This is a genomic window from Veillonella sp. LMAG:90, assembly GCF_008679445.1.
Taxonomy (GTDB): domain Bacteria; phylum Bacillota; class Negativicutes; order Veillonellales; family Veillonellaceae; genus Veillonella_A.
Genome location: NZ_NAND01000001.1, coordinates 1,758,774 through 1,785,361, shown reverse-complemented (window position 1 = coordinate 1,785,361; position 26,588 = coordinate 1,758,774). Strand labels below are relative to the sequence as shown.

At 42.0% G+C, this 26,588-nt stretch carries 15 protein-coding genes and 1 pseudogene; all 16 read left to right on the top strand.

The genetic code is table 11. From position 1 onward, the window contains the following. Positions 1–2 precede the first annotated feature (2 nt). Positions 3–1,442 carry a thioether cross-link-forming SCIFF peptide maturase gene (gene scfB, locus CCC71_RS07900; protein WP_021842407.1) on the top strand — a complete coding sequence of 480 codons (1,440 nt, stop codon included), beginning with the start codon at positions 3–5 and terminating at the stop codon, positions 1,440–1,442. A gap of 53 nt (positions 1,443–1,495) precedes the next feature. Continuing rightward, the gene (hypF, locus tag CCC71_RS07895; RefSeq protein ID WP_295243343.1) at positions 1,496–3,781 is read left to right on the top strand and encodes a carbamoyltransferase HypF; all 2,286 of its coding nucleotides are present in this window, start codon (positions 1,496–1,498) and stop codon (positions 3,779–3,781) included. 133 nt (positions 3,782–3,914) lie between these two features. After that, positions 3,915–4,166, top strand: a complete 252-nt coding sequence (locus CCC71_RS07890) for a HypC/HybG/HupF family hydrogenase formation chaperone (protein WP_021842409.1) — start codon at positions 3,915–3,917, stop codon at positions 4,164–4,166. Continuing rightward, positions 4,126–5,244 (top strand): hydrogenase formation protein HypD, encoded by a 1,119-nt coding sequence (hypD, locus tag CCC71_RS07885; protein ID WP_156704886.1) that lies wholly within the window; start codon positions 4,126–4,128, stop codon positions 5,242–5,244. The genes CCC71_RS07890 and hypD overlap by 41 nt, the downstream gene beginning before the upstream one ends. Positions 5,245–5,265: 21 nt before the next feature. After that, complete coding sequence (gene hypE / locus CCC71_RS07880; protein ID WP_021842411.1) at positions 5,266–6,276, top strand: hydrogenase expression/formation protein HypE; 1,011 nt, start codon at positions 5,266–5,268, stop codon at positions 6,274–6,276. A gap of 756 nt (positions 6,277–7,032) precedes the next feature. Then, positions 7,033–9,861, top strand: coding sequence for a beta strand repeat-containing protein (locus CCC71_RS07875; RefSeq protein WP_296333412.1), 2,829 nt, complete (start codon positions 7,033–7,035; stop codon positions 9,859–9,861). Between the two features lie 758 nt (positions 9,862–10,619). Further along, positions 10,620–13,811 carry a YadA-like family protein gene (locus CCC71_RS07870; protein ID WP_295268984.1) on the top strand — a complete coding sequence of 1,064 codons (3,192 nt, stop codon included), beginning with the start codon at positions 10,620–10,622 and terminating at the stop codon, positions 13,809–13,811. Positions 13,812–14,191: 380 nt separating this feature from the next. After that, positions 14,192–14,893 (top strand): TVP38/TMEM64 family protein, encoded by a 702-nt coding sequence (locus CCC71_RS07865; protein WP_021842414.1) that lies wholly within the window; start codon positions 14,192–14,194, stop codon positions 14,891–14,893. Positions 14,894–15,108: 215 nt separating this feature from the next. Beyond that, positions 15,109–16,305, top strand: coding sequence for an aminotransferase-like domain-containing protein (locus CCC71_RS07860; protein WP_021842415.1), 1,197 nt, complete (start codon positions 15,109–15,111; stop codon positions 16,303–16,305). A 215-nt stretch (positions 16,306–16,520) separates the two neighbouring features. Then, positions 16,521–17,348 (top strand): Mrp/NBP35 family ATP-binding protein, encoded by an 828-nt coding sequence (locus CCC71_RS07855; RefSeq protein ID WP_021842416.1) that lies wholly within the window; start codon positions 16,521–16,523, stop codon positions 17,346–17,348. A gap of 139 nt (positions 17,349–17,487) precedes the next feature. After that, a pseudogene (locus tag CCC71_RS07850) lies at positions 17,488–18,876 on the top strand (anion permease). A gap of 225 nt (positions 18,877–19,101) precedes the next feature. After that, positions 19,102–19,566, top strand: a complete 465-nt coding sequence (tnpA, locus tag CCC71_RS07845) for an IS200/IS605 family transposase (RefSeq protein WP_296333612.1) — start codon at positions 19,102–19,104, stop codon at positions 19,564–19,566. 203 nt (positions 19,567–19,769) lie between these two features. After that, positions 19,770–21,050: a M18 family aminopeptidase gene (locus tag CCC71_RS07840; RefSeq protein ID WP_021842419.1), complete on the top strand. Its 1,281-nt coding sequence runs from the start codon at positions 19,770–19,772 to the stop codon at positions 21,048–21,050. A gap of 6 nt (positions 21,051–21,056) precedes the next feature. Next, a complete protein-coding gene (locus CCC71_RS07835) occupies positions 21,057–21,749 on the top strand; it encodes a hypothetical protein (RefSeq protein ID WP_021842420.1) in 693 nt (230 codons plus the stop codon). Positions 21,750–21,856: 107 nt separating this feature from the next. Beyond that, positions 21,857–25,303 (top strand): pyruvate carboxylase, encoded by a 3,447-nt coding sequence (locus CCC71_RS07830; RefSeq protein ID WP_021842421.1) that lies wholly within the window; start codon positions 21,857–21,859, stop codon positions 25,301–25,303. Positions 25,304–25,661: 358 nt separating this feature from the next. Next, positions 25,662–26,579: a VirK/YbjX family protein gene (locus CCC71_RS07825; protein WP_021842422.1), complete on the top strand. Its 918-nt coding sequence runs from the start codon at positions 25,662–25,664 to the stop codon at positions 26,577–26,579. Positions 26,580–26,588 lie beyond the last annotated feature (9 nt).

The following is a 26,588-nucleotide window of genomic DNA, read 5'->3' as shown; positions in this document are numbered from 1 at the left end:
CCATGTTAGAATTAAAACCAATGATTCACAAATTCAAGATGAAGGATAAGTATTTCTGTCTTGATGTTAATAGCGGTATTATTCACGTGATTGACGAATTTACCGATAAAGTGCTCGATATTTATGACGGCACGAATCGTGAAGCGGTTCATCAGGCTTTTGACGGGGTTGAATCACCGGAAGAAATCAATGAATTATTAGACGAATTGGACTCTTTGATTAAAGATGAAATGCTCTATGCACCAATGTCTGAAGATTTCAAATTGGTGGCAGCTGAAAAACCAATCGTTAAAGCCTTATGCCTTAACATTGCTCACGACTGCAACTTGGCTTGCCGTTACTGCTTTGCCAGTCAGGGCGATTACGGCGGGGTAAAACGTGAACTCATGAGTTTTGATGTGGCCAAACGTGCCGTTGATTTCTTAATCTCTATGAGTGGGCCTCGTCAACATTTGGAAATAGATTTCTTTGGCGGCGAACCATTGATGAACTGGGAAGTCGTTAAACAAACCATCGAGTATGCTGAAAAAGTAGGCGCTGAGCACAATAAGATTTTCAAAATGACCATGACCACTAACGGTGTGTTGTTGACTCAGGAGAAAATCGATTACCTCAACGAACATAAATTGAGCATGGTGTTATCCATCGACGGCCGTGAAGAAGTGCATAATCACATGCGTCCGAGCGCCGGCGGTACGGATACATATAAAACCGTTGCCAAAAACTTGATTAACGCGGTTAAACAGCGTCATGGTCTTGAATACTATGCACGCGGTACCTATACGCATAATAATCTCGATTTCACGAAAGACGTTATTGCCATGTCCGACCTCGGTTTTGAACATTTATCCATGGAACCGGTAGTCGGTAAAGAAGGGGACTATGTACTTCGTGAAGAAGATTTACCGGCTTTGATGAAAGAATACGAAAAGCTTGCCGATTTGTATTTGGAACGTCAAAAGGAAGGTTGGGGTGAGAAGTTCAATTTCTTCCACTTCCGTATGGACTTATATCGCGGCCCATGTATGGCTAAACGCTTGCGCGGTTGCGGTGCCGGTCATGAATACATGGCCATCGTACCGAACGGTGATATTTACCCATGCCATCAGTTTGTCGGTCGTGACGGCTATGTATTGGGGAATGTGTACGAAGGTCTTAAGAACTTTGATATTCCTCGTGAATTCCGCAATACTCATGTATTTACGAAGCCGACATGTGCCGCTTGTTGGGCTAAATTCTTCTGCTCCGGCGGTTGCCATGCCAATAATGAAACCTTTACAGGGACTATTCACGAACCATATGCTTTAGGTTGTGAATTGCAGAAAAAACGCATTGAATGCGCCATTATGATCCAGGCTGAGCTTGATGAATTGCGAGAACAAGGAATTGTGCCGAAGGAGGATCCGGCCTTCCAGGAACGCAAACAGCACAATTGGATGTAAAACTAAATACCGTATAACAAGTAAGCAAATAGTATATAATAAAGGAACTATTTATGAAGCGACAAGGTATACGATTTACAGGGATAGTACAGGGGGTCGGTTTTCGGCCCCTGATTGCGGTTGTAGCACGAGAATTGGGATTAACGGGTTTTGTTTATAATGACGATGCCGGTGTTTATGTAGAAGTGCAGGGCACGGAGAAAGCGTTGGCAAAATTTGTTGATGCTGTAAAAGAGCGCAAAGGACCTATAGCACGGATTGACTCGGTTAAGGCATATGAGATTCCTTTAAAAGAGGACAGCTTATTTGTCATTGCCCCTTCGCCGGCGGGTAAACAACCGGCTACGTTTATCGGCGCTGATACGGCGCCGTGCAAAGCGTGCCGAAGGGAATTGCATGATCCGATGAACCGCCGTTTTCACTACGGCTTTATTAACTGTACTCATTGCGGACCTCGGTACACCATTGTGGAAACAGTGCCTTATGACCGTAAGTTTACATCAATGAAGGAGTTTGCCCTTTGTCCGGCTTGTAAGAACGAATATGAGTCGGAAGACAATCGCCGTTATCATGCGGAACCGAATGCGTGCCCCGTATGCGGGCCGCAGTACACTTTGTATGAGGTAAATATTGAGAAATTGGAGCCCACCTCAAAGGATTTGGATCCACTCACTTTGGGCCGTGACTACGTCATGACCGGTCACATCATTGCCTTTAAAGGGGTAGGCGGTTATCACTTGGTATGTGACGCCACGAATGAGAAGGCCATTATGACTCTTCGAGAGCGCAAACAACGGCCGCATAAACCCTTAGCGGTTATGGTGGATTCGTTGGCAACGGCGAAAGAAATTGCCCATATTACGCCGGAAGAAGAAGCACTCTTACAATCGCCGGCGCGACCTATTGTATTAGTGCCGCAACGAAGCGATGCTAAAGTGGCGTGGCAGGCGGTAGCGCCTAATAATCACTATGTGGGGATTATGCTTCCTTATGCGCCGGTCCATGAAGTTTGGCTTCCGGCCGGTGCTGTTTGGGTTATGACCAGCGGCAATCGTAGCGGTGAGCCGGTGATTTTTAAAGATGAGGAAGCAATCAGTCAGTTAAAACATGTGGCGGATTATTTTCTCGTCCATAATCGACGTATTGTGGCCTCCGTGGATGATTCCGTGGTACAGGTTGTTAAGGGTGAAACCTTACAAGTACGACGCAGTCGCGGTTACGTACCGACATCGTTTAAAGTTCGCTTGCCGAATGAAGGCAAAAAGACGATTCTCGCCATGGGGGGCGATTTAAAAAATGCCTTTGCCATGAACCGTGATGAAGCGGTACTTATGGGACCTCATATCGGTGATTTGGCGAATATGGCGATGAATGACAGTCTTGTCTGGACGATTGACCGGTATAAAGATTTATTCGGCCTTACGCCGGAAGCGGTAGTGGCCGATTATCATCCGCAGTATTTCTCTTCGCAATATGGTAAAACTTATAGTGAAGAGCATAATGTTCCGTATATTCAGGTGCAACATCACCATGCTCATGTAGCGGCGGTTATGGCTGAATACGGGCTGGATTCGGAGCCCGTGTTGGGTATCTGTTTCGATGGCACCGGCTATGGTCTTGATGGCACTATATGGGGCGGTGAGTTTTTACTCTGCCAAGGTCATTCCATGCAGCGTTTGGCTCATATACATACGGCCCCGTTACCGGGCGGTGAAGCGGCCGTCAAAGAACCGTGGCGTCAGGCGCTTTGGTATGTACGCGATAAATTCGGCGATGATACACCGGCTTGGCTTGAGCCATGGTTTAATCAATTGCCGGATAATTGGGAATTGTTGGATTTTATGATGAAAAACAATATGCCTATGGTTGACGCCAGCAGTGCAGGCCGTTTATTCGATGCCGTGGGTTGCTTGTTAGGCCTTGGTAACGAGCATACCTTTGACGGGCAAATTGCCATGAGCCTCGAACAATTAGCCTATGGTGAGCGTGGCAAAATTAAGGAATTTATTTTTGACGGCAAAATCCTTGATTTTAAACCGCTGGTTCAGGATATTATCGGTCATTTGGGCGACGGTATTTCTAAACGCGTCTTGGCGGCGTCATTCCATCGCACCTTAGCCTATGGCATTACGGAAACGATGGAGCATTTGTGCACCCAATATAATATTAAGCAAGTTATTCTTTGCGGCGGTGTTTTTCAAAATAGACGCCTTATCGAAGAAATGATGAGTATAAATCACGATCAAGTTATGCTGTTGCCGCGTCAAGTGCCGCCTAATGACGGTGGTTTGGCGTTGGGACAATTATGGCTGGGTCACCAAAAGTTGGCTGACCTATAAGCTTGTTCTGAAAAACGTGAATAAAATCGTGAATAAAACCGTGAGATATATAGAGTCATATATTTTGTCGGCAGCAAGCAGTTTTGATCAAAGAAGTTATTAAAACTCCGTTTGAAAGTTAGGGGGAAATACTATGTGTTTAGCAGTACCTGCTCAATTAATAAAAGTAAATGAATTCATCGGCACGATTGAGCTTACGGGAGTAACTAGGGATGTCAATCTCATGTTGGTACCGGAAGCCAAGGTTGGCGATTACGTACTGGTTCATGCCGGTTGCGCTGTCCAAATCGTAGATGAAGAAGAGGCTAATGCAACAATGGAAGCCTTTAAGGAGTTGGAAGAACTTGAAGAAAATTACTTTGCAGGAAAAAACGCAGGTCGCTAATGAACTGTTGGAAGAAATAAAAGCACTCCATACGCCGGGCGAACAAGTTCGGTTCATGGAAGTGTGCGGTACGCATACGGTGGCAATTTTCCGCGAAGGGATTCGTCAGTTGTTGCCGGACGGTATCGAGCTCGTCAGCGGCCCGGGCTGTCCCGTATGTGTAACCGACCAGGTATATATGGATAAAGCGTTGGCCTATGCGGCCATGGATGATGTCATTGTGGCTACGTTTGGTGATATGTTAAAAGTACCGGGCACGCACAGCAATCTGTGGGAAGCGAAGAGTGCCGGTGCCCATATCCACATTATCTACAGTCCTTTGGAAATTATTGAACTCGGTAAAGCCAATCCGGATAAAAAAATCGTATTCTTGGCTATCGGTTTTGAAACGACTATTGCCGTCATTGCGGCGGCCGTTAAGGCAGTGGCTATGTCCGGTCTTAAGAATGTGTTCTTCTTGGTATCCCATAAGTTGGTGCCGCCGGCTCTGCGGGCTTTAGCTAATCAAAAAGAAGGCCACCTGGACGGCTTTATTTTACCCGGTCATGTGAGTGTTATTATCGGTGAAGAACCATATAGCTTTATTCCAACGGAATGCCATATGCCGTCCTGTATTGCCGGTTTTGATGGTCTCGAAATCTTGGCGGCGGTGCGCGATTTATTGGCGCAGCGCAAGAGCGGTCAGTACTATGTGGGCAATCAATATAAGTCGGTGGTCGCTAAAAAAGGGAATCCCGTAGCGGTGAAGCTTATGGATGAACTCTATGAAGTGATTGATGATACCTGGCGCGGTATCGGTGTGATTCCTAAGTCCGGTTTGCGCTTAAAAGGTGAATATGCCGCCTTTGATGCGGAACGCATGATTCCACTGGGCCCGATTGAAAGTGGCGGTGTGCCGAAAAGCTGTCAATGCGGCCGTGTGTTGCAGGGCTTAATTCGTCCCGATGAATGCGGTTTATTCGGTAAGTTATGTACGGCCGACCATCCCGTAGGTGCCTGCATGGTATCCGTAGAAGGCAGCTGCGCGGCTTGGTATAAATACGGTCGTGCCAGCGGCGGTATGACTTGGGAAGAATAAAAGCCGACTAAGGAGTAATTTATGGATGAAACAATACGTTTGGTTCATGGTAATGGCGGCCGATTCAGCCATGAACTGATGGAAAAATATATTATGCCTCATTTTAAAAATGAAGCATTGGCAAAATTACATGACGGTGCTCAATTTGAAGTGCCCGCCGGGCGCATGGCGTTTACCACCGATTCCTACGTGGTTACACCACAGTTTTTTCCCGGTGGCAACATCGGTAAATTAGCTGTATGCGGTACTGTTAACGATTTGGCCATGAATGGGGCTAAACCGCTATATCTCAGCTGCGGTCTTATTCTGGAAGAAGGGTTGTCGGTGAAAACCTTGGATTCCGTTTTGGCGACTATGGCCGATATGGCCAAAGAAGCGGGCGTTTCCATTGTGACCGGCGATACAAAGGTTGTTGAAAAAGGCGCTGTAGACGGTCTTTATATTAATACCGCCGGCGTGGGTATGATTCCTGAAGGAATTAATATTGACCCCGAACGTGTTAAGCCGGGCATGAAGATTATCGTATCCGGTTCGCTGGGTGATCATGCCATTGCTGTAATGGGCAGTCGCTACGAATTGGCTCTGCCACCGACGATTAAAACCGACTGTGCACCGCTTAATCATATGGTTATGGCCGTACTTGAGGCAGTGGGAAATAAAGTGGCTGTTATGCGCGACCCTACGCGCGGTGGTCTCGCTACAACGCTGTATGAAATTGCCGGTCAGGCGAATGTGGGGATTCGTGTAGATGAACATGCCTTGCCGATTCATGATGAAGTACAGTCAGTGTGCAGTATTTTGGGTTACGATCCATTGTATTTAGCTAATGAAGGTAAAGCCGTATTTGTTGTGGAAGCGGATGTGGCCGATACAGTGCTTGAAATCTTGCGTGCTAATGAATATGGCCGTGAGGCTGCTTGTATCGGTGAGGTGCTTAGCAGTAACGCCGGTAAGGTTGGTCTTAAAACAGCGCTTGGCGGGGTTCGCTTGCTTGATCAGTTGGGCGAGGATCAAGTGCCGAGAATTTGTTAAAGGACTCTAATATTTTTATAGATAAAATTTAATAGGTATATGCTAAAGCAGTTATAAAATTTTTATTTTATAACTGCTTTTTTGATTTATAAATTTATTAAAATTAAAATGAAGTGTTTATTTAGTTGATAAATATATTTAACGATTCGTGTATAAAAAACGTGATAAAATAGATGACTTTTATATAAAAAAGATGAATCAGTGTTAATTTTATAGAAAAATATGAAAAATAATTATTATTTTTAAGTTAAAATTATTCTTTGTTTTAAGTTAATCGAAAATCATAAATAAGGCATGAATCATGGTTTATTCATAAAAAAGCTCGTGCGTGAAATTTTAATGTAATCTTGTTTAAAAATACATAATTATTGAAATAGTCCGCTTTTTGGACTATATGCTTTACTATCGGTAATTTTGATTTCATATAAATGAAGAGTCATTTGGTAAATTATGAAGAGTTAAATAACATTTACTTCATCTAATCATTAGGTATATGATAGATTAGAAATCAAGTAATATTATTTACTCCTATATATTTATTTATGTTAGTTGTGAGTGAAAGAAGATGCATACAATAAAAAATATATTTGATGTGAATAATGGTTTGATTAGACTCAACATGAAAAAATAATTAAAATTCATCGGGGGGGGTAATCGGACTTTTACTGTGGGATTGTAGTGTAGCGAGAATTTGGATAGGGAGACTTGGGGACAAAAACTAGACAAGTGTGTTGCAGTTTTGAAAGAGGTATGACTATGAAAAAAGGGAAAAACATTAAGTTGGCAACTAAATTAGCGTTAGCGGCTTTGGTTGGTGTAACGTCTTTGAGTGTGTATACGGTTGATGCAGCGGGTTTGACCGGGTCTTATGTAGGGATTGGTAAAGAACCAACAAGTACGGATGTCCTTGATAAGGGTACTGAAGTGAATACGGCTACAGATAGTATTATCGATTATCGTCAAACGACCAATGCTCAAGGTGCTGTTTTTTCTAGAACACCAACTAACAACAAAAAAAACGGGGAAGGCGTTGATGGTCAATCGGCAGGTAATAAAAATGATACAAATAGCACAGGCAACACAGCTATCGGTATTGGTGCTTATTCGGCTCGTAACTACAGTACGGCCATTGGTACTTATGCTGAAGCCATTACTGGTTCTACAGCTGTAGGTTCTGGTGCTTATGCTGGCGATAAAAGCTCGTCTTTTGGTAAAAATACTTATGCGAAGACGAACGCTGTTTCTTTAGGTAACGGGGCACGTTCTTCACAAGGCGTTGCTATTGGCTCTGGTGCTTCGGCGGGTCTATTTTATAAATACTTACAAAGCGATGGATCTCAAAACTATAACGTAATTAATTATAGTATGGCTATTGGTAACGATGCCACAGCCGTCGGTGGCATTGCTATCGGTGCTAACTCCTCGACTAGTAGCGTGTATGGTGTAGCGCTTGGCAAGAGTGCCAAGGTTGCTTATAGCGGTGTTGCTTTAGGTACAGATGCTAACGTTAAAGTTTCGACCGGCGTTGCTTTAGGCACGTCATCTATCGCTGATCGTCGCTCTAACACGATCGGCTATGTTCCGTTTGCCGATGACGGTAATGGTAGTTATGTACCTGCCAGTGCAGAAGCTTTGGCAGGGGCTATCAGTGCCAGTGATGTTTCTAAAGACTTTGCTACCACTTATGCAAGCCAAATTACAAAATTTAATGAATTAAATGCAGCTTATTATGCGGCCGCAGATGAAGTTGATAAACAAGATGAAATTATTAGGAATACTAAAGGCAGTACTATTGCATCTGAACAAGAAGCTTACGCAGCTGCAGTAACTGCTAAAGCCAAAGCTCAGGCTGATGCCGTTGCCGCCACGAATGCTTTAAACGCATGGACGAAAGCTAACCAAGATTTTACAGCAGCTTTAGGTCAACAACGTACTGAACTTGGTGTTTTCAAATCTACCGGTGGTGCAGTCAGTGTTGGTGCTACAACATATAGCAGTGATGGTCGTGTAACTTCTATATTGACTCGTCAAATTACAAATGTAGCTGCAGGTACTACTGATACTGATGCAGTCAACGTAGCTCAGTTAAAACGTGTAGCTAACGCTACTATTTCTAATATTACAGTAGGTGCCGATAAAGCTAGCACAGCTGACGGTTTAGCCATTACTAGTGATGCGGATAAAACCCGTATCGATATTGTTGGTGCTAACGATAATATTACGACTTCCGTTGATGCAGATAAACGTTTAATTCAGGTTGGTTTGAGCAATACTTTGGATTTATCCGATGCCGGTAGCATCACATTTGGTGAAAACGGTACTACTTTAAATAACTCCGGTTTAACTATTGGTGCACCATCCGGAAGCAAAACATCCAACATTATAATCCAATCCGGTAATGTAAATATGGGTGGTAATATAATTAAAAATGTTGGCAATGGCAGTGTAGTAGAAGGATCCACTGATGCCGTTAACGGCGGTCAGTTGTATGATGTTCAGAAACAGATTAATGATATTGCTGGAGAAAATGGTAGCTTGTCTCAAAAAGCCAATACCAACTTGGATAATCTTAACGAAGCAGGTAAAAAAGTAATTACTGATGCAGCACAGAAAGCCGTTACCGTTAAGAATGGTGACAACTTCATTAAAGTTGGCTTAAATGAAGAACAACAGAAATCCGGTGTAAACCAATATGACGTATCCTTAGACAAAGACGCTTTGCGTGATGCATTAGGTACAGGTACTAATACAGCCGGGGACAAGAACCTCATTACCGGGGATACTTTGAACCAAGCTATTAATTCTGTTGTGACTGGTCAGGCTAGTGATACTCATATCACAAATGTTGCTAAAGAAAACATTAAATTAGCCGATGGTAATAACACTACAGTTAGAACAGTAAGTGATGTTAAAGATGGTGCAATTACTTATGCCGTAGATGTTTCCGATGACGCTATTAAAAATGCAGTTAAACCTGAATTGGATCAGAAAGCTAATATTGACGGTTCCAACTTAAGTACTGAAAACATCAATAACTGGAAAAATACATTAGGTGTTACTAATGTAAATCAGAGTGTTACGGAAGTTACTAACCGTGTAGATTCTTTGGAAACTAATGTATCTAACTTAAATGACAGTGTAAGCAACTTAAACGGTCGTGTAAACAGTTTGAATGATCGTGTAGATAAAGTTGGTGCCGGTGCTGCTGCATTAGCAGGTTTACATCCATTGGAATTCAATCCACAAGATAAATTCTCCGCCGCTGCTTCCTTAGGTAGCTATAAAGGCGATTCCGCTGCTGCTATCGGTGCATTCTATCGTCCAAATGCTGATACTATGTTCAGCGTAGCCAGCACACTTGGTGATGAAACAATGTTTAATGTTGGCGTATCCTTGAAATTCGGTCAAAAAGGTGATGCTATTTACAGAACAGGTACAACTGTTGACGTAAGCGGTTTACAAAATGAAGTATCCGACCTTAAAGCTCAGAATAAAGGCTTGGCAGATACCGTAGCTCAACAGCAAACTGAATTAGAACAACAACGTGCCTTGATTCAGCAGTTGATGGCTAAAGTAGGTATGTAATATCGAACCTATAATATGAGGTAACAGTTTTAATACTATTTATTTGATTTAATATAGTTTTACTATGAAATCACAATAAAATGTAAGAAAAAAAGAAGAAGTCAAAGTAATTTTGGTAATTTACCTAAATTTTACTTTGACTTCTTTTTTCTATACTGTTTTTGTATTATTTATTGAAATTTTTTAAGTACCACTAATGTAATATTTCAAATGAGTAAAAGACATTGACTTTAGAAAATAGAAGGATTTTTAAATAATATATTAAATTATATTTCAAAATTTATATATAAAAAAATAAGATTACTGTCAAAAAAATTAATTGCTTTCATGAAAACTTTATGATATGATTTTTACAAAATGAATATGAGATGTAGTTATTCAACAAGATATAACTTTATGAGATATTATAGTTAATTAAAAAATAATTTAATTTTATATAAAATTATTTGCATTTAATATGTTGATTAGAAATTGCTTGTAAACTATTATTTTACAAAGAGTATACAATATAATATCTTAAAAAGTTATTTGTTGATTTTTTCAAAATAGACTTAATGATTATTTATTTTTTAAGGGAAAGCTTATTCATTAAATTACATTTAAGTGATTAATGAAATTAAGATAAAAATAAAATAGGAAAAATTATTTTTGGAAATGTGTATTTTACTGCAGAATATATTCCGTTAAATCTAACATCTTTTTATTTGATGTTAGTGTTTAGTTAGTGTAGGTGTTTTGAGAGCAAGAGGAGTTTGTAGATGAAAAATAAAAAACAATTGGCGTTGGCAGTATCTTTAGCAGTATTAGGCGGCACAGCTTTAACAACACAGTCATTAGCTGCGGAAGTGGCAACACCTTCAAAAGCTAATGAACTTCAAGCCGGCAATTATGTATATGTTACGAATGCTATTAGTGTAGGTACGGCTACTAATAGCACTGTGGGGAACGTTGATAATGGAACTCAAACATATTCGGTAGAGGTAGGGTATTCGGAAGATAAGTCTGCTACGGATGAAACATTAGCGATTAATGTTGACAATGTTAATAATAAAGTAACCGGTGCTATGGCTACGGGGTATGGTGCGTCAGATACAGGTTTATTGGCCAATGCCAATGGTGTAAAATCTCAAGCTAACGGTGATGCATCGCTAGCGTTTGGTACGCAAGCCATAAGCTCTGGTTCCAGTACTATTGCCATCGGTACTGATGCTCAGGCCGGTAATACCAGTGGTATTGATTCCTCCAGTGGTGATGGTGCCATTGCTATCGGCTTGGGATCACGCGCTAATGAGAATCTGAGCCTCGCGATTGGTGGTAATGCTCAATCCAGTGCGATTTCCAGTACTGCTATTGGTGCATTTGCCAGAACAAGCGGTATTTCGTCTACTGCCATCGGTGGCGCGGCACAAGCTGAATATGACGGCGATATTGCCATTGGCGTGGGTAGTTATGTAAATAGTGCGGCGGTAACTCCTGTTGGCACTGCTGCTGGTGGTGCCGGCTTAGCGGTTGGTTATTTGGCAAAAACGACAGGTGCTTCGGCATTAGCATTAGGATCGAAGGCAAAAGCCAATAGCCAAACAACGATAGCAATTGGTTCCGAGGCTACGGATGCACCGGGAAGTATTCAGTCCATTGCTCTTGGTACCAGTGCTAAAGCTTTTAATAGAATTGCTTTAGCTGTGGGTAGTAATTCCGTTACAAACGGCCAAAGTGGTATTGCTGTAGGCAGTTATTCAAAAGCTCGTGGCGATTACGCGATTGGTGTAGGTAGCAGAGCTAATGCCATCGGTTATAAGAGTATAGCAATTGGTGAAAATACACGTGCCGTTGGTGATGCAGTTGCCATTGGCAATGCTGCGACTGTAGGCTCTACCAGCAGTAGTAACGCATCTGTCATTGGTGGTGTAGCCATCGGTAATAATTCCAAAGCCACTGTATCCTATGGTGTAAAAGGCTACGATCCATTAAATAATGCAGTTGTTTCAGAAATGAACACAGTTTTGACCGGTGATAATTTAGCAACTTATGAAAAAAATAAAGATGCAGTTGCCGGATACCGAACTGCTATGGAAAATGCAGAAAAAGCATATAAAGCTTTTGATAGTACTTACCAAAGTAAGGTGACGGCTATTATGAATGATGGGACCAAAACGGATACTCAAAAACAATCTGAACTACAAGCTCTTTATACAGAAAAAGGAAGACTAGCCAATTTATATAATCAAAGTACATTATGGGTCTTTGCTACTGATGAAGGGGATGAGGCGAATGATTACGGTAAAGCAGCCGGTGCTTGGGAATCTACTAATAGTGCCTTTGCTATCGGTAACAGCGACCTCGGCCTTACTCGTCAAATCACCGGTGTAGCTGCCGGTACCCAAGATACCGATGCGGTTAACGTGGCACAGTTAAAACGTAGTCGCGTAACCTTGGTTGCAGGCAACAATGTAACACTTTTAGACGTGGCTGAAGATAAGTCCACTGGTATGGTATACAAAGTAAACGCCTTACGCACTGATGTGGCTGTGGACGGAACATTGAAATTAACTACTGATTCATCTAAAGCAGTAACTGAAGGTGTTACTACTTACACTGTTGGCTTAAGTGATGATTTAACTTCGAAGATTAATAGCGCAGCAAAGCAAGATTTATCTAATCTTTCTGATGATGGCAAAACAGTTGTTCGAGACTTAGCAAAAGCTTCAGTAATTGTAACTCAAGCTGACGATGCGCAATATATTTCGGTAACACCGGACAATTCTGATGCTAACAAAACGACTTACAAAGTTGGTCTTAATTTAGATAGTCTTAAAGCCGGTTTAACTGCCGGTGATAAGAGCCTAGCTACCAAAGCTGACGTAACAGGGCTCAGTGAAGTTGTACAAAATCAAATTAAGAGTTTAACAGATAGTCAGTTGAAAGAAGCGGATGTAAAAGATATTGCTAAAGATTCCATCAAGGTTATAGATGGTGTCAATACAACTGTTACAGAAGGTGTTGGTGAAAATGGTGCTAAAACCTTTGCAGTTAACGTATCTAACGATGCAATCAAAAATGCCGTTCAACCGGAGCTTGATAAGAAGTTAAATTCAGACGGCTCTAATTTGAAAGATACATTGGTAGATACATTAAAAGATCGATTAGGTGTTAACGATGCGCAACAAGGTCTTAAAGATGTAAACAGTCGTATTGATGCAACCAATACCTTGGCCACTGAAGCACATGATCGCATCACAGATACTAACACTCGAGTAAATGACATTGACACCAAAGTTCAGACCATTGATGGTAAAGTAACGACTATCGAAGGCAATGTAAGCATATTAAGAACTGATGTAAACAACATTTCCGCCAATGTAAGTACTTTAAACACCAATGTAGATACGCTCACTACGAATGTGAACACGTTGACAACAGATTTGGGCAATCTTACAAATGACGTGAATACACTTTCTGAAAATGTAGGTGCAATCGCAAGTGATGTTTCGGCTATTAATAATCGTGTAGGTAAACTCGACCAACGTCTTGATAAGGTAGGGGCATCCGCGGCAGCGTTGGCAGCTTTACATCCGCTTCAATTCGATGAAGAAGATAAATTCACCGTAGCTGCCGGTATCGGTAATTACAAAGGTGAACAGGCTATGGCTCTCGGTGCCTTTTACCAAGCTAACGAAGATACTTTGTTTAGTGTAGGTGGTACGCTTGGTGATGAAAACATGGTAAACCTAGGCGTGTCCTTACGTTTTGGTTCCAAAGGTGAAGGCGACCGTCCAAGCGGTCCGAAAGCTGTTCGTGCACTTACTTCCGAAGTAGCGACTTTGCAGGCTAAGAATACAAGCCTTGAAAATACGGTAGCAACGCAGCAAGATCGTTTGGCTCAGCAAGAAGCTGAATTAGCGGCACAGCGTCAATTGATTGAACAGTTGGTAGCCAAAGTAGGCTTATAATTTCCGGCAGTATTACATTAAAATCATCAGAATGGGCATCTGTGGTTTTAACAAAAGAACTATTGAGGTTTAATCATTACAATTAATCGTTACATTATTTGTTATATAATTGTTTTTACAATTATATAATAAATAGAGGGAGTGGCTTGTCAGAGGAATTTGACAAGCCCTTTTCTTATTTCATCAAACTTATAAATCTAAACAATAGATAAATTTAAACGTAAAGGGTACCTCTATGCCTCTTATTTATGGTAAAATACAAGTGAACAATAGATTTCGAAATATTTCGAAATAATGGTAAGGTCATTTTTGTTTTATTTGTGATTTTAAAACATGTGAGTATATGTTTTATATAGAGTTAATTAGTATGAGGGTACTGAATGAAAGCAGAAACAAAGGTTAAAGTATTTGTTGTTGTATTAGCAGTCGTTTTATTGGCTAGCTTGGAGCTCATTGTGCCGGGCTTTTACGGTGATATGATTGACTTGATGGGCACCGGTGATGTACATCACATTGCGGAAGTCCTCCAAAGTTATGGTGCCTGGGCATGGGTTATCAGCTTTGTGCTCGATGTAATTATAAATATTGCGGGCTTTTTGCCGTCCATTTTCTTTTCAACCGCGAACGGTCTAATCTTCGGTTTGATTCCGGGGATTATTATTTCCTGGCTCGCTGAAACGGTGGGCGTTATCATCAGCTTCTTACTCATGCGTTATATTTTGCGTGACTCTGCTGAAAAGCTCATTCAGAAAAATAAGTTTTTACTTAAAGTTGATGATTTCAGCAGTAAAAACGGGCTCGCCGTTATGCTGTTTGCCCGTACGATTCCTTATTTTCCATCCGGTATCATTACCGCTTTAGGGGCTATCAGTCGTATCAGCTTGCGTGATTATGCCATTGCCAACTTAATCGGTAAGTTTCCGTCCACTGCCCTTGAAGTAGTGGTAGGTCACGATGCAGTCATGTTGCATCAGCATTTGGATCGTTTGACGATTATTGTGGTGGTCGCAACTGTTGTGTATGCCATAGCTTGGTATGGTTATAAGCGTTGGATGAAAAAGCGCGAGCAAACGCCGGAATAAGTATCCGCTCATTAAGGCTGATTTAAGTTAAACGAAATGTGTTTTTCAAAAACGGAAAGTGAATTATCCGGTCGTCGCTTAATATAAACAGTGGTCAAATTCAAAGTTTCATAGTAAAATAAATAACAAGTTAAATGTAAGCGTACCTACTTGGGTACGCTTATCGTTTATCCAACATGTAGCTTGGCAGTATAGTAGTAAAAGGAGAGAGAGTTATGAGTTTTACATTTCAAATTCCGGACAGAGCCGTAATGAAAGGCCCTAATTTTATCCGTAAAGTATTTGAACGCGGTGCCGGTATTCCCGGTTTTATCAGTTTTGGCATCGGAAATCCCGCTTCGGAAGCTATTCCTGTAGAAGCCATTCAGGAAGCCTTCGATCATGTGGTACATACGAATCCGATTGAAATATTACAGTACGGCCCAATGGCCGGTGATGCCCGTTTAGCGGAACAAACTGTTGAACGCCTTGTTAAAGTTCGTCATATGCCGACGGAAGGTCAACAAATTTTGATTTCCATCGGTGCCGGTCAAGATTTGGGGCTTGTTCCGCGTACTTTGTGTGAACCGGGTGACGAAGTGTTTATGGATGCTTATTCTTTTACCAGCGGTATCAATGCGGTTCGCAATGTGGGGGCTAAAGCCGTGGGCATCGCTATGGACGATTTCGGTATGATTCCGGAAGCCCTCGAAGAACAGGCAAAAAAAGGCAAGGGGAAATACATCTACTTAATTCCTAACTTCCAAAATCCGACCGGTATTACTATGCCATTGGAACGCCGCAAAGCGATTTATGCGATTGCCGCTAAATATAATCTGTTTATCTACGAAGATGATCCATACGGTGAAATTCGTTTTACCGACAACATTGTGCCGACGTTTAAAGAAATGGACACGGATAATCGCGTCATCTATGCCGGTTCTTATTCTAAAACATTATCCGCCGGGTTACGTGTTGGTTTCCTATATGGCCCGAAACAGGCGATTGACGCCATTCAGGCGCTTAAAAATAATCAGGACGGTCAAATGCCGCTCGTTACACAGCGCGTTGTATCCCGTTTACTCGATGTTATTGACTATGACGCTCAGATTAAACACGTATCAACAGTGTACAAAGAGAAAGCAGACTTGATGATGCAAACTCTTCGCACGCATGGTAGCGATAAAGTTCATTTTGTGGAACCCACAGGCGGTATGTTCTTATGGCTTACCATGCCGGACGGTGTCGATTGTGACGCTTTCTTCGAAGCCTGTATGGAGCATAAGGTAGGTATCGTACCGGGGGCAGCCTTTGCGGCCGACGGTGTACCGGCCGGTCAGTCGTTCCGCTTCAGTTTTACCTTCCCAAGTAAGGAACAAATCGTGGCAGGTATGACGATTGTAGGTCAATTGACGAAATCATTTATCAAATAGTCATATTTTTTGATTGATTAGACTTTACAATTACTTCATAATTTCGTATAATTACAAATCATCAGAGTGCATGGGCATAACAGATTATCATGTTTGCCATGCACTCTCTTATATTGATAAAAGCTGTTTTATATGCTACACTTTAAATGAAGAAAGAATTCTTCAAATAATTAAATGAATATATCGGCAAGGCCGATTGAAAGTAGGTGTATTTTATGGCATGTGGTAGTTCAGGCGGCTGCAGCGGTTGCTCTTCGGCATCCTCTTGCGGCAGTGCCCAACAAACGCCGCCGGATTTGACGGCAAAGCTTAATGATTTAAGCAGTGTAAAACATGTTATCGGCGTAGTCAGCGGTAAGGGTGGCGTAGGTAAATCCCTCGTTACATCTTTATTAGCTATTACGATGGCACGTCGTGGTTTTAAAGTAGGGATTCTTGATGGTGATATTACCGGTCCTTCCATCCCTAAAGTATTTGGTATTAACGGTAAAGCCCATGTAGATGAATTAGGTATGTACCCGATTCAATCTAAAGGCGGCATCGACGTAATGTCGGTTAACCTTTTACTCGAGAACGAAAGTGACCCTGTGTTATGGCGTGGTCCTATCGTAGGCAATGTAGTTAAGCAGTTTTACACGGATGTAATTTGGAAGGATTTGGATTATTTATTCGTGGATATGCCACCGGGAACCGGCGACGTAGCCATTACCGTATTCCAGTCTTTGTCCTTAGACGGTATTGTAGTTGTAACATCACCGCAGGACTTGGTATCTATGATTGTTGAGAAGGCCGTTAAGATGGCTGAACTCATGCAAATTCCGATTATCGGGGTTGTAGAAAACTTCTCGTATTTCCATTGCCCGGATAACGGCAAAGATTACAAGATTTTCGGTGACAGTCATATTGATGATGTACTTGAACGTTATAATTTATTGTTGTTAGGTCGTTTACCAATTGATCCAAACGTAGCAGCTCTTTGTGATGCCGGCAAGTTAGAAGACATTGAACAAACGAACTTAGAATCTGTAGAATTACCTCAATAGCATTACATAAGGTATTAAACTCAGGCTGCTTATTTTCTTTATAGAAAAGGGGAGTAGCCTGTGTTTTTTATATGTAGGATATTATTCAAGTAACAAAGTTGTTAAAAGGGAAAGGGAGGAACATTACGTGAAAAAGTATATGTCATGGATTACTCCCATCTTAGTAGGTGTCATCATCTGGTTTATGCCGGTACCGGAAGGTCTTAAACCGCAAGCGTGGCACTTATTCGCTATTTTTGCCGGTACTATTTTAGGATTCATTTTACAGCCACTGCCAATCGGGGCCTTATCGATTATCAGTATTGTCATTTCGGCTGTAACCAACACTTTAAAAATCGGCGAAGGCTTAGCCGGTTTTGCCAATACAGCTATTTGGTTAATCGTAGCTGCTTTCTTATTCTCCCGCGGTTTTATCAAAACCGGTTTGGGTAAACGTATTGCTTACACTATGATTACAGCGGTAGGCAGTAACTCTTTGAAATTATCGTATGCTCTTGTTGTCAGTGATTTAATTTGATCGCCGGCCACACCATCCAATACGGCTCGTGCGGGCGGGGTTATTTATCTGATTACTAAATCGTTAGCATCTGCTTTCGGTTCCGAACCGGGCGATACAGCTCGTAAAATCGGTGCCTATTTGATTCAAACAATTTATCAAGGCAATACCATTACATCCGCTATGTTTATGACTTCCATGGCCGGTAATACCTTGGTGGCTTCTTTAATCGCTGCTTCTTTCGGTTACACCATTACTTGGGGCGATTGGGCTATTGCCGCCATCGTTCCGGGCTTAGTGGCCTTGATTGTTATGCCGCTGATTTTATACTTTATTTATCCGCCGGAATTAAAAGATACCCGTGAAATTCAAGCTCATATTGCTAAGGAATTAAAAGAACTCGGCTCTATGAGTTTTGCTGAAAAGGTAATGCTCGGCGTATTTATTTTATCTCTAGTTTTGTGGGCTACCGGTCAGTTTACCGGCCTTAACGCAACTACGGTTGCATTATTGGGCGTAAGTATCCTCCTCGTTACTAAAGTGTTAACCTGGTCCGATGTAACGGAAGAAAAAGGCGGCTGGGATACTTTAATCTGGATGGGTACTATGATGGCCTTGGCATCTCAATTGAATAAATTAGGTTTTATTCCTTGGTTTGCCAAAATCGTCGGTGACCAAGTAGCCGGTATTGAATGGATCATGGCATTCATGATTTTGATTTTGATTTACACCTATTCCCATTACTTGTTCGCAAGTCTTACCGTACATATTACGGCTATGTATGTAGTGTTCGTAGCGGTTGCTATCAGCGCCGGCACACCTCCGTACTTGGCAATGCTTGCGTTCGCATTCTTCTCCAACTTATGTATGTCCCTTACTCACTATGCAGCCGGTCCTTCACCAATCTTGTTTAACTCGGGCTATGTTCCGCAGAATACTTGGTGGCGCTTAGGTTTCATTGCTTCTGTAGTCAACCTTGTTATTTGGCTCGGTGTCGGTTCCATGTGGTGGAAAGTCTTGGGCCTTTGGTAATAAATTTTTAATATATTTCATAGAATAATATCCAACCTAAAAAGAGAAAGCACTGCCCTTTGCGCGGCAGGCTTTCTCTTTTTTGTACGCCGAATAGGCATGACTAAACCCCCAGTTAAACTGGGGGTCGGTAAAAAACTCTTATAGAAAAGGAAAGAACCTCCTAATGGTACAATGAAGTTGGTCTGGCAACCACAACATTTCAACTTAGGAGGTTCAATGTCAATGAATGACGTAAAAAGCTTATCACATAGTAAATGGAGATGTAAATACCATATTGTCTTTGCGCCTAAGTATAGACGACAAGTTATATATGACCGAATAAAAGTTGATATAGGGAAAATATTAAGAGATTTATGTACAAGAAAGAATGTGGAGATTATAGAGGCGGAGTGCTGCCCCGATCATATACATATGCTTGTTACTATACCGACACATTTAAGTGTATCAAGTTTTATGGGGTATTTAAAGAGTAAAAGTAGCCTCATGATATTCGATAAACATGCTAATTTAAAATATAAGTATGGAAATCGACATTTTTGGTTTAGAGGATATTATGTGGATACTGTAGGCAGATACGAAGGAGCGATAAAGGAGTATATTCGCAATCAATTACAAGAAGATATAGCTCAAGATACGTTAAATTTTAAAGAGTATATGGACCCGTTCACGGGTGAGCAGGTAAAGTAGGCTAAAATAAAAGCCCCCGAGTAGGGGGCAGCCAGTGGTAATAGAGTGGTTGTCAGATTACTCAAAGCCCTCTTTAGAGGGCAACCACTAGAGAAAGACCCTTATAGGGTCAGAGCAAACCACCCGTTCTACGGGTGGTTATGATTGTTTTAGCTTCAATTGTGTTATAATATTCAGTGTAATTAAACAAAATGAGGTGTACTATGGATACAGTAGCACGATTGTTAGATTTTATAGATAATAGTACCTCCCCGTATCACACGGTGAAGACCGGTGCCAATGAGCTGAAGGCTAAAGGTTTTACGGAATTATTCCTTGAAGATGTTTGGGCTCTCGGTGAAGGGGACTACTTTGTAAAGGTCTACGACTCCGCGTTGGTAGCTTTTCATATCGGATTGAATCTTCGCCATTCTATGCGCATTGCTTCGGCCCATACGGATTTTCCGGCTATTCGTATTAAGCCAAATCCGTTGGTAGATGCCAAAGGCTATGGTGAGCTTAATGTGGAGACTTACGGGGGACTGATTTTAAACACTTGGCTTGATCGCCCTTTGTCTATGGCCGGTGCGGTAGTGACACGTACGGACGATCCCTTCCGGCCCGACGTTCACTATGTGGATGTGGCAAGGCCGCTTTTGACAATTCCTAATTTGGCTATTCATATGAATCGTCAAATTAATGAAGGGGTAGCGCTTGATAAGCAAAAGCATATGTTGCCGCTTTTCATGATGTGTAATGATAAAATTAATACCGACAGTGAGTGGCGTGAATTTTTGAGCGAGCTTGTAAAACGACCGGCTGAGGATATTTTATCCTATGAATTGACGCTTTATCCGGTGGAAGGCGGTACAACCTTTGGCCGTTATGATGAATTTATCAGTTCGCCACGTATCGATAATCTTACGTCCTGTGTAGCTTGCCTGGAAGGTATTTTTGAAGCTAAAGCAATGGACGCTGAAGGGCTTCGGATGGTTGTGTTATTCGACAATGAAGAAGTAGGCAGTCGCACTAAACAAGGCGGGGCTTCTACAATTTTGTCACAATTGGTTGAGCGTATTTATATGGCGACCGGTCATACAAAAGCGGAATGCTATGCCGATATAGCGGCGGGCTTCATGATTTCCGCCGATGTGGCACACGGTTATCATCCGAACTATCCTGAAAAAAATGATATTACCAATTATCCTATATTGAATAAGGGTGTTGTTTTAAAAATGGCATCCAGTCAATCCTATGCCGGTGATGCGTGGGCTATTGCCACGGTAAAGGCTTTGTGTGAAAACGATTCTATTCCGTATCAGATATATGTAAATCGCTCGAATATTCCGGGCGGTTCTACGGTAGGATCCATTACGTCCGCCATGTTGGCTATGCGTACTATGGATGTGGGCGTACCGATTCTGGCTATGCATTCGGCGCGCGAAACCATGGGGGCTGATGACCAGGAAGCGTTGGATAATTTAATGAAGGCGTTTTTAAGGTAGGTATTTATGCTGACTGAGTATACAATGCTTATCACGGACGTTCTAGGCACTTCCTATGGTAAGCTCACGTTAATCGTATTAATTTTCTTGGCCGGCTTTGGCATGTCGCTGGTGCCGGAAACGGTGGCCGCGATTTTGCCACGCTTGGCGGGACATATATATAAGCGTATTTATTTTGCCATTGGCATGACCGCATCTATCATTGTGGTCGGTGTCATCGGTTCGCGTATTTTAGGCCCTACCAGTATTGGCGGCAGTTCCTATGTGATTTGGGGCGTCTTGCTCGTAGCCATGTCGCTGCAAGCGTTTGAGTGGATTGCCTTTATTCATCCGGCGCCGCTTAAAGGGCGCGATGAACGACGCATTGAAAGAGCCCGCACGCCGATAGGCCGTACTCTGGCTATTGTAAAACAGGGTCTCTTGGTTGGTCTCTCGTGGCGTTATGATCGGTTGCCGATTTACATCTGGCTCGTTGCTACCATTGCCGTAGCGGGCTGGAAACTGGCATCGGTGATGATTATTTCATTTATTATAGGCTATTTAATTCCTGTATTTTGGCTCACCAATCGTTTGGAACGACTGGCTAAATTGGTGACACAGCCAAATTATCGGACAGGTATTTTTTGGTTCAAACGTCTTATGGGCGTAGTTATGTGGCTGGAAGCGTTATATTTTATCGGGCTTTTGGTGACATACTAATTATGGTTATCTCATGTATGTATTGTGTATACATGGTAAATAAAGGTTGTATTCCTTTGGGAATGCTCCTACAATGTAGAGAGGTAACAAGTTGAGGAGGAAGTCTCATGAAAGAAATTAAATCTGTGTTGGTTGCCAACCGAGGTGAGATTGCTATCCGTGTTTTCCGTGCGTGTAACGAAATGGGAATTCGCACAATAGCAATTTACTCAAAAGAAGATTCGCTTTCTTTACATCGTAATCAAGCGGATGAAGCGTACTTAGTAGGACGCGGTAAAAAACCGGTCGATGCGTATTTGGATATCGAAGATATCATTCGTATCGCTCATGAACATGATGTAGATGCCATCCATCCGGGCTACGGCTTCTTGGCAGAGAATGCCCGTTTTGCCAAACGATGCGAAGAAGAAGGTATCACATTCATCGGACCTCGTCTGGAACATTTGGAAATGTTCGGGGACAAGGTAAACGCCCGTATTCAGGCTAAATTAGCCGGCATTCCTATGATTCCGGGGAGTGACGGACCTCTTAACAATTTTGAAGAACTTGAAGAGTTTGCCAAAACTCACGGTTTCCCATTGATGATTAAAGCCGTTAACGGCGGCGGTGGTCGCGGTATGCGTGCCGTTGAATCCATGGGCGAACTTCGTGAAGCCTATGATCGCGCCAAATCCGAAGCGAAAATGGCCTTTGGCGATGATGATGTATATGTTGAAAAATTAATCGTTGAACCTAAACATATTGAAGTACAGATCATGGGTGATGCTCATGGTAATGTAGTTCATTTATATGAACGTGACTGCTCCGTACAGCGTCGTCACCAGAAAGTTGTTGAAATGGCACCTGCTTTCGCATTGCCTATGGAAACACGTCAACGCATCTGTGATGCAGCCGTTCAAATTATGAAAAATGTTAAATACATAGGGGCCGGTACCGTCGAATTCCTAGTTACCAATGACGGCAATTTCTACTTCATCGAAGTAAACCCTCGTATTCAGGTAGAACATACTATTACCGAATTAATCACCGGTATTGATATTGTAAAAACTCAAATTCGTGTAGCGGAAGGCTATTCTTTATTCGATAAAGAAGTAGGCATCCCTGCACAAGAAGATATTGAATGTAACGGTCAAGCTATTCAGTGCCGTATTACCACCGAAGATCCAAGCAACAACTTCATGCCTGATACCGGTAAATTGGTAGCCTATCGTTCCAGTGGCGGTTTCGGTATTCGTCTTGACGGCGGCAACGCTTTCACCGGTTCCGTAATTACGCCATACTATGATTCTTTATTGGTAAAAGCTTCTTCCTGGGCGCTAACTCCTGAAGAATCCATCATGAAAATGCTTCGTTGTTTGCGCGAATTCCGTATTCGCGGTGTCAAAACGAACATTCACTTCTTAATTAACGTATTGGAAAGTCCTGAATTCATGTCCGGTACTTGCAATGTTAACTTCATTGATGAACATCCTGAATTGTTTATTTTTAAACAAGTTCGTGACCGTGGTACTAAAATGTTGCGTTACATCGCCGATGTAACCGTTAACGGTTACCAGGGTCTTGGTCATCAGGAAGTACCTGATTTTGAACCGATTCAGATGCCGGCTTTGCTTCCGGGTCAACCACCGGCAGGTACCAAACAGAAATTTGACGAATTGGGACCTGAAGGGTTCTCCAAATGGTTAAGTGAACAAAAACAGGTATTTTTCACCGATACAACTTGGCGTGATGCACATCAGTCCTTGTTTGCCACTCGCTTGCGTACCGTTGATATGGCGCGTGTAGCCGGCGAAGCGGCTCGCGGTGTATCCAATTTGTTCTCCTTGGAATGCTGGGGCGGTGCTACCTTCGACGTAGCTTATCGTTTCTTGCATGAAGATCCATGGGAACGCTTACGCATGTTCCGCAAACAAGTTCCGAATGTATTGTTACAGATGTTACTTCGCGGTGCCAATGCGGTAGGTTATACCAGCTACCCTGACAATGTAGTACGTCAGTTCATTAAATTGGCGGCCGATAACGGTGTCGATGTATTCCGCGTATTCGACAGCTTGAACAGCCTTGATAATATGCATGTAGCTATCGATGAAGTTCGCAATCAGAATAAGATTGCCGAAGTATCCTTGTGCTACACAGGCGATATTCTCGATGCAAGCCGTACAAAATACAACTTAGATTACTATGTAAGCATGGCTAAAGAAGTAGAAAAAGCCGGTGCCAACATTATCGCCATCAAAGATATGGCCGGTCTTTTGAAACCACAAGCTGCTTACAACTTGGTATCTGCTTTGAAAGATGCTGTTGATTTGCCAATCCACTTGCATACACATGAAGGGGCTGGCAATGCTATTTATACCTATGGCCGTGCTATTGATGCAGGCGTTGACGTAGTTGACGTAGCCTACTCGGCATTTGCCAACGGTACCAGCCAGCCAAGCATGAACTCCTTGTATTATGGTTTGTCCGGTCATGACCGTCAGCCTGAATTGAATGCAGATTACATGGAACAGATGTCTCATTACTTTGCATCCATTCGCCCATACTACAAAGGCGTGGATAAAACTAATCCATATCCAAGCACCGAAGTATACCAGCATGAAATGCCGGGCGGCCAGTTCTCCAACTTGCAGCAACAGGCTAAGAGTGTAGGTCTCGGTGAACGTTGGGATGAAGTTAAAAAAGTATATCATCAAGTAAGCATGATGTTTGGCGATATCATCAAAGTTACGCCATCCTCTAAAGTAGTCGGTGATATGACTTTATTCATGGTTCAAAATGACCTTACGGAACAAGACATCTACGATAAAGGCGAAACCCTTGATTTCCCTCAATCCGTAGTAGAATTCTTCCAAGGTTATTTGGGTGTTCCATACCAAGGTTTCCCTAAGAAATTACAGAAGATTATTTTGAAGGGCAAACAGCAGCTTAAAGGTCGTCCGGGGGCATATTTAGAACCGGTTGATTTTGAAGATGTACGTAAACACTTGGTTGATTTAGGTTCGCCGGCAACCGATGAAGACGTTATCGCATACTGCTTATATCCTAAAGTTTACAGCGACTATGTAAAATTCAACAGCGATTATGACGATATTTCCGTATTGGATACGCCAACCTTCTTCTTCGGCATGCGTCGTGGTGAATCCATCCACGTTACCATTGAAAAAGGTAAAATGCTCATTATCAAATTAATTCATGTGAGCGAAGTGGATGAAGACGGTAATCGTATTGTAAGCTTTGAATTCAACGGTCAGCCTCGTGATATTAAGATTCGCGACAAACACGTTAAAACTACCGGTGTTGTTCGTCATAAAGTTGACAAAACTCAACCTGGTGAAGTTGGTGCAACCTTGTCCGGTTCCGTTGTTAAAGTTATCGTTAAGACAGGTCAAAGCGTCTTGAAGGGCGAACCGCTCATCGTAACCGAAGCAATGAAGATGGAAACGACTATTACATCGCCAATCGACGGTATCGTTGGGGAAGTATATGTTCGTGAAGGCAGCCGAATCGAAAGTGGCGACTGCTTGCTCAAGATTCAGGACCGTTCCAACTCTTAATAACATACTGCTTGTTAAAAGTGCATGACTTTAAGCCGACCTTCTCATTTGAGAAGGTCGGTTTTTTGTATTTATTAAATAAACTATCAAACAATGGCAAAAATTGGGTCGATTGCGGAGATTATTTTCACAAATTAAGTCCCTATACATTGACTTTGATAGTCCTTTTCGTCATTTCGTGTTACAATAGATTAGAAACCCTTTAGCATATGGAGAGTTTTTATATGACATTCAGATACAATATGTTGAAAGTTCAAATAGGATTAACTACAAGATAAATTTCAGATATTAATAAAGTTGATACCTCAACGGTAATTAATGCAAGAGAATTCATCTTAAACGATTAAGGAGTGAAGGTATGTTTTCATATGGGAAGAAACAATGGGCGTTGGGACGCTCTATTTACGGTTATAGATCTTGGCGCGAGAAGCGGCGCATTACTTTGTTTGTAGGTCGCTCTTATAAGAATCGCAAGCAGTTGAAAGAACTCATCGAGTATTTTGACAACTATCAGCCGTTACCTAATTTGCTCGACAAACACGAAGGCATTTACGAAGTAATTAATCGCGTGTTTTTATTTAAAAATTCATCGGCTAAAGAGCGTTTGGCAGCGATTAAAGATCATTTTGATATGCTCCCTAAGTATTTCACACAAGAAGCCATTACGGAGATGTATAATCCCGATGAAAGCCATGCGATAGTGATTTGGCAGAACGAAGAGCTCGATTTAAAAGCACAGCTTTGGTTCCATACGGGCCAGCGTAAGGAAGGCTTTTTAAGTTTATTCCTCATGTATGAAGGGGAAAGTATTTACCATATTAACTTCCGCTTGGGTCATGGTTTTAACGGTGAACCATGTATTTGGATCGGTACCATTCAGGGTCACAAAAACGGTCTTGATAAGGCAAAACAGATTACGAAGAAAATGTTCAGTTATCGACCTAAGAATTTTATGTTCTTCTTAATGCGTCAATTGGCAACACAAATGGGGATTAACTCCTTATACGCTATTTCCGACGAAGGTTTTTATACCAACAGTCATTTGATTCGTATCAATCGCTCTAAAAAAGTGCAGTTTGATCCGTTCTGGAATGAATTGGGCGGTACACCTTGTGCTGAAGATAAAAAGTTCTATCGTATTCCTTTAGAGGAAGAACGTAAGACTTACGAAACGGCCAAGACGCATAAACGCAACATGTATCGCAAACGTTATGAAATGCTGGATCAATTTATTGAAGAAATTGCTGAAAACAGTAAGCAGTATTTGAAGCAATAATAACTATAA

Excerpts from the sequence above, each read along its gene's own strand:
- CCC71_RS07865 (WP_021842414.1), top strand. The coding sequence starts at position 14,192 with ATGAAAGCAGAAACAAAGGTTAAAGTATTTGTTGTTGTATTAGCAGTC.
- hypE (WP_021842411.1), top strand. The coding sequence starts at position 5,266 with ATGGATGAAACAATACGTTTGGTTCATGGTAATGGCGGCCGATTCAGC.
- CCC71_RS07855 (WP_021842416.1), top strand. The coding sequence starts at position 16,521 with ATGGCATGTGGTAGTTCAGGCGGCTGCAGCGGTTGCTCTTCGGCATCC.
- CCC71_RS07870 (WP_295268984.1), top strand. The coding sequence starts at position 10,620 with ATGAAAAATAAAAAACAATTGGCGTTGGCAGTATCTTTAGCAGTATTA.
- tnpA (WP_296333612.1), top strand. The coding sequence starts at position 19,102 with ATGAATGACGTAAAAAGCTTATCACATAGTAAATGGAGATGTAAATAC.
- scfB (WP_021842407.1), top strand. The coding sequence starts at position 3 with ATGTTAGAATTAAAACCAATGATTCACAAATTCAAGATGAAGGATAAG.
- CCC71_RS07840 (WP_021842419.1), top strand. The coding sequence starts at position 19,770 with ATGGATACAGTAGCACGATTGTTAGATTTTATAGATAATAGTACCTCC.
- CCC71_RS07830 (WP_021842421.1), top strand. The coding sequence starts at position 21,857 with ATGAAAGAAATTAAATCTGTGTTGGTTGCCAACCGAGGTGAGATTGCT.
- CCC71_RS07860 (WP_021842415.1), top strand. The coding sequence starts at position 15,109 with ATGAGTTTTACATTTCAAATTCCGGACAGAGCCGTAATGAAAGGCCCT.
- hypF (WP_295243343.1), top strand. The coding sequence starts at position 1,496 with ATGAAGCGACAAGGTATACGATTTACAGGGATAGTACAGGGGGTCGGT.
- CCC71_RS07890 (WP_021842409.1), top strand. The coding sequence starts at position 3,915 with ATGTGTTTAGCAGTACCTGCTCAATTAATAAAAGTAAATGAATTCATC.
- CCC71_RS07875 (WP_296333412.1), top strand. The coding sequence starts at position 7,033 with ATGAAAAAAGGGAAAAACATTAAGTTGGCAACTAAATTAGCGTTAGCG.
- CCC71_RS07835 (WP_021842420.1), top strand. The coding sequence starts at position 21,057 with ATGCTGACTGAGTATACAATGCTTATCACGGACGTTCTAGGCACTTCC.
- CCC71_RS07825 (WP_021842422.1), top strand. The coding sequence starts at position 25,662 with ATGTTTTCATATGGGAAGAAACAATGGGCGTTGGGACGCTCTATTTAC.